This window comes from Streptomyces candidus (assembly GCF_014207445.1).
Lineage (GTDB): Bacteria > Actinomycetota > Actinomycetes > Streptomycetales > Streptomycetaceae > Streptomyces > Streptomyces candidus.
Window position 1 is genome coordinate 1 of the sequence record NZ_JACHEM010000053.1, and the last position, 4,010, is coordinate 4,010.

A 4,010-nucleotide genomic window follows, 5' to 3' on the forward strand; every position below is an offset into this window, starting at 1 on the left:
GAGGCCCTGCCTTCATGCGCGTACCGCTGAAAGATCACCCGACCAGGAACCCTGTTCGATCCACACGTCCCACAACCGGTACGACAACGGCTACTCAAGCACCCGGCCCGCCCCAGCCCGACATCAGTGCATTCACTTGACGCTCACACAGTGAAAAACGCATGACGCACATCACCTAGCCAGCGACGACAGCGCGAAGAGCACGGGCGGGAGCGGCGAGGGCTCCCGGGATACCAGTGCCCCCGCCAAGGCGTTGCTGGAGTTCTTCACGCCGCGCGACCCGGCCGCCCTTGTGGCATTCATCAACCTGCGCGTCCTCAATCCGGAGCATGAGCACTGGCGCGGGGTGGAGGCGGCCGTCATCTATGCCCGTGAGCACGGCGACTTGAAGGTGCCCTTCACGTTCCGCGTGCCTGCCGTCGACGAGGAGGCGGAGGCCACGGGGTGGCCGGCCTCCCTCGCCGCCTGCAGAGTCGTGACTGCCGCGGCAGCCGGGACGGGCGGTCCAGGAGCAGTAGCTCGCGGCGGTGGACAAGGGTGGCCCACCCATGGTCTTGGCCGGTGAGAGTGGGCACCGGCACACCGCGTCGTCCGTTGCGGTTCCAGGGCGCCGTCGCTTCCGTCGTGGTCTTGGTCACCGGTTGTGTGTTTCGGTGGGGGCGGGGGCCGTTGGGGGTGCTGCCCGGCCGGGTGTCGGCGGTGACCACCAGTTTGCCCGGCCGGCCAGTTGCATGAACGCCGGGACCAGGACGCCCCGTACGACGGTGGCGTCGATGAGGACGATGGCCGCCATCGTCGCGCCCAGTACCACCAGTAGGCTGACCTGGGAGAGGACCAGCGCGCCCATGCTCACAGCGACCACCAGGGCCGCAGCGCTGAACAGCCGCCCCGTGTGTTCGATACCGAAGACGATGGCCGCCGTGTTCTGCCCGGTGCGCCGCCACTCCTCCGCCATGCGGGAGACGAGGAAGACCTCGTAATCCACGCACAGCCCGAAAGCCAGCGCGGCAGCGAGCAGCGGCATCGTGATCTCCAGCGTGCTCGCGCCTCCCGTGGCGGGCGGTCCGAGGAGCTGGAAGTGCTGGAAGAGCAGGACCATCAGGCCGAGGGCGGCGCCGATGCTGAGCGCGCCCAGGACCCCGGCCTTGAGCGCCACCAGCAGGCTCCTGGTGAACAGCAGCAGCATGATGAACACACCGCACAAGGTGAGCCCCGTCCACCAGGGCAGCGCGTCGGTGACGGCCCGCCGGGTGTCGACGAGGTGGACTGCCGCCCCGGTCACCATCGCCGGGCCCGGGGCCGGGGTGGCACGTACGGCGTCGACCAGGGCGCCGGTCTCTGCGGACTGGACTGGGTCCGCGCCGAAGACCGCGACCAGCGTGCCGGGACGGAGGGCCATCTCCGTTCGTCGTTCGGCAATCTGACGCCCCCCGGCGTACTCCCCGGCCGTTGTGCTCACCCGCGCCGCGCCGGGCAGCGCGGCCAGCGTGCGGGCATACGCGTCGAGTTCGGCGGCCCGGGACGCCGCGTCCGTCCGGGGCAGCACCACGGTCAGCTGCCGTTCCGGTGCGAAGGGGAAGTCGGCGCGGATGGCCGCGGCCGCCGTCCGCGCCTCGGCGGTGGGTGGGAGGATGGACTCGTCGGTCAGCGTGGGCCGCAGCCCCGCAACGGGAAGGGCCAGGCCGAGCAGGAGGGCGGCCCCGGCCGTTCCCCACAACCAGGGCCGTGCGGTGACGGCGACGGCGACCCCTCTCCAGGTCGGGCTGACCGAAAGATCGCCGGAGCCGCGCCTCCAGGGCCAGCGGCGCGGCGGGCGCGTGCCATCGAGTCGGCCACCCAACGCGGCGACCAGGGCGGGAAGGAGGAACAGGGTCCCCACTGCGCAGAACGCGACGACGACCAGTGAGGCGAACGCCAGGGAACGGATCAGCCCCAGCGGAAAGACGAGGAGGCCCGCCATACACCAGGCCATGGTCAAGGCACAGAAGACGACAGCCCGGCCGGTGGTGGACATCGCCCGCCCCACAGCCTGTTCGGCGTCCAGCCCCCGGGCTCGTTCCTCTCGGTAGCGGGCCAAGGTGAACAGGGCGTAATCGACGGCGAGACCGAAGCCGAGGGCGCAGCTGAGGTTCACGGCGAAGACCGAGATCGGCAGCAGCCGGGTCACGACTGCGAGCAGGGCCAGGGCGCCCGATGCCGCGGTCACACCGATCGCGGCGGGGACGATGGTGGCGCTGAACGAGCCGAAGGCCAGTGCCAGGACGAGAAACGTCACGGGCAGGACGAACAGCTCCGAGCGGAGCAAGTCGCGCTCCGCCTGCTCGGTTGCGGTCACGTTGACCCAGGCGGGCCCGCTCACCGCCAGGTCGAGACCGGGGGCTGCGGCCCGCAGTGACGGCACCAGGGACCGCGCGGTGCGGGCGGCCTGCGACTCGTCGCCCTCCAGATCGACACGCAGCAGGGCGCCCCGGCCGTCGGATGACCGGAGCGGGTCCCTCCCCGTGTTCCAGTACGACAGTGCGGCGCCGACCCCCGGCGTCGCGGCGGCCAGTTCGGTCAGCCGTCGTCCCTCCGCGGCCACGTCGGGCGAGTCGACCGGTCGGCCGGAACGCAGATACAGGACCAGGTCGGGCGTCCCGGCGCCGAAGTGACGCGCCGCGCTCTCGGCCCGTTGCGCGGCGGTGCCGTCCGCGGTGTAGCCGCCGTTGGACCACTCGCCCCCTACGCCCAGCCCCAGACCCGCCAGCAGGACGACCAGCCCAGCTACGGCACCGAGCACGGCACGGCAGTGCCGGAACGACCAGCGCGCCACCTGGCCGAGCAGCGGCATCCCGCTGCCCTTGCCCCGGGAGTGGCTGCGGTCGTGATCCCCCAGACCTTGGACCTTCCCGAGGGCGGCTTCGCCGGCCCCCGGCCCGGATGCGGACGCGGCGAAGGGCGCTGACAGGTCGGACGGGGATGACGGGTCGGGCATGGGCCGGGGTGTCCCTTCGGTCGGCGGTGCTCCTCGCTGCGCCCGCGATCGGCGGGCGGGTATGTATACGGAGCGGGAACCGTTACGTGATCGGGTCCGTGGCCGGCCCGGGTGTGCCCACCCGGGAGCAGATGCGTGCCGTCGGCGGACCGGTCGTGAACGTGGAGGGGCAAGACTCGGTATGGGGTAGCGTGCCGTGTCGATCCCGGCGGGCCAGGACCGTGCACACGCTTCCCCATCAGGGCGCTCCGACCGGACAGGACACGCCGTAGGGCGTCGGAGAGGCCTTGCGTCGGGTGGGCGGTGCAGCCCTCGTTTACCTGTTGCTCTCGCGCACGCCCTTTTGGTCGATCCGCGCGAGATGTCGGACGTGGCGCGCCGCGAGGGAGCGTGCACGTGCGGACGGCCTGACGATGCGCCGGGGCGCTGCACCGTGTCGGGCCCCGGTCGATACTTCGCACCCTCCACGAGTGCGCGGAAGCCATCGACTCAGACGTAGGCACCGAGGACTTCCGGCGTCTTTCGGAGTTCAGCGCGAACCCGTCCTCGGCGAAGGAGTCAATCGGACGACCCCCTCGTCCGGTTCGGCTTTAGCGGGGCGCGTCTGCGAGTTCCCGCACTGCTGTTTCCCAGTGCTCGCCCAGTCGTGGCATCCCCGCGAGGGAGCTGTCGTGCACGACGGTCAGGCGGGCGTAGGAGTCATAGCCGGTCAGGGCGGTGTAGCAGCGGAGTCCGTCCGCAGGTGCGCTGAACATCTGGGCTTGTGTTGCCGGGAGTCCGAAGAGGGCCAGAGCGGGACCGCAGTCCAAATTGGAGGCCAGCAGGCCGACAGGGCCCGCGCCCGCCACCCGCTGGGTGAGCCTTGCGCCTGCCCCGCGGGGGAGGGCGTCCAGTACGAAGCGTGCGGACCCCCGGTAGTCGATCGCGCGCAGCCGGCGGGTTGAGGTTCCCCCGTTGTTCGGGAGGTGCTGATCAGCTGGTCAGGGCGGGTTGACGGGTGTTCAGATTCGCTTGTTCGGTCGTCGCCTGGTCGGCG

General features: G+C 71.2%; 2 protein-coding genes. Both read right to left on the reverse strand.

Going from position 1 to position 4,010, the window contains the following annotated elements; all coding sequences use genetic code 11:
* Positions 1 to 634: 634 nt before the first annotated feature.
* Positions 635 to 2,974, reverse strand: a complete 2,340-nt coding sequence (locus HNQ79_RS33015; RefSeq protein WP_185036675.1) for an MMPL family transporter — start codon at positions 2,972 to 2,974, stop codon at positions 635 to 637.
* A gap of 590 nt (positions 2,975 to 3,564) precedes the next feature.
* Positions 3,565 to 3,729: a hypothetical protein gene (locus HNQ79_RS33020; protein WP_185036676.1), complete on the reverse strand. Its 165-nt coding sequence runs from the start codon at positions 3,727 to 3,729 to the stop codon at positions 3,565 to 3,567.
* Positions 3,730 to 4,010: the final 281 nt, after the last annotated feature.

Coding starts and splice junctions, on each gene's coding strand:
- HNQ79_RS33015 (WP_185036675.1), bottom strand. CDS start 2,974: ATGCCCGACCCGTCATCCCCGTCCGACCTGTCAGCGCCCTTCGCCGCG.
- HNQ79_RS33020 (WP_185036676.1), bottom strand. CDS start 3,729: ATGTTCAGCGCACCTGCGGACGGACTCCGCTGCTACACCGCCCTGACC.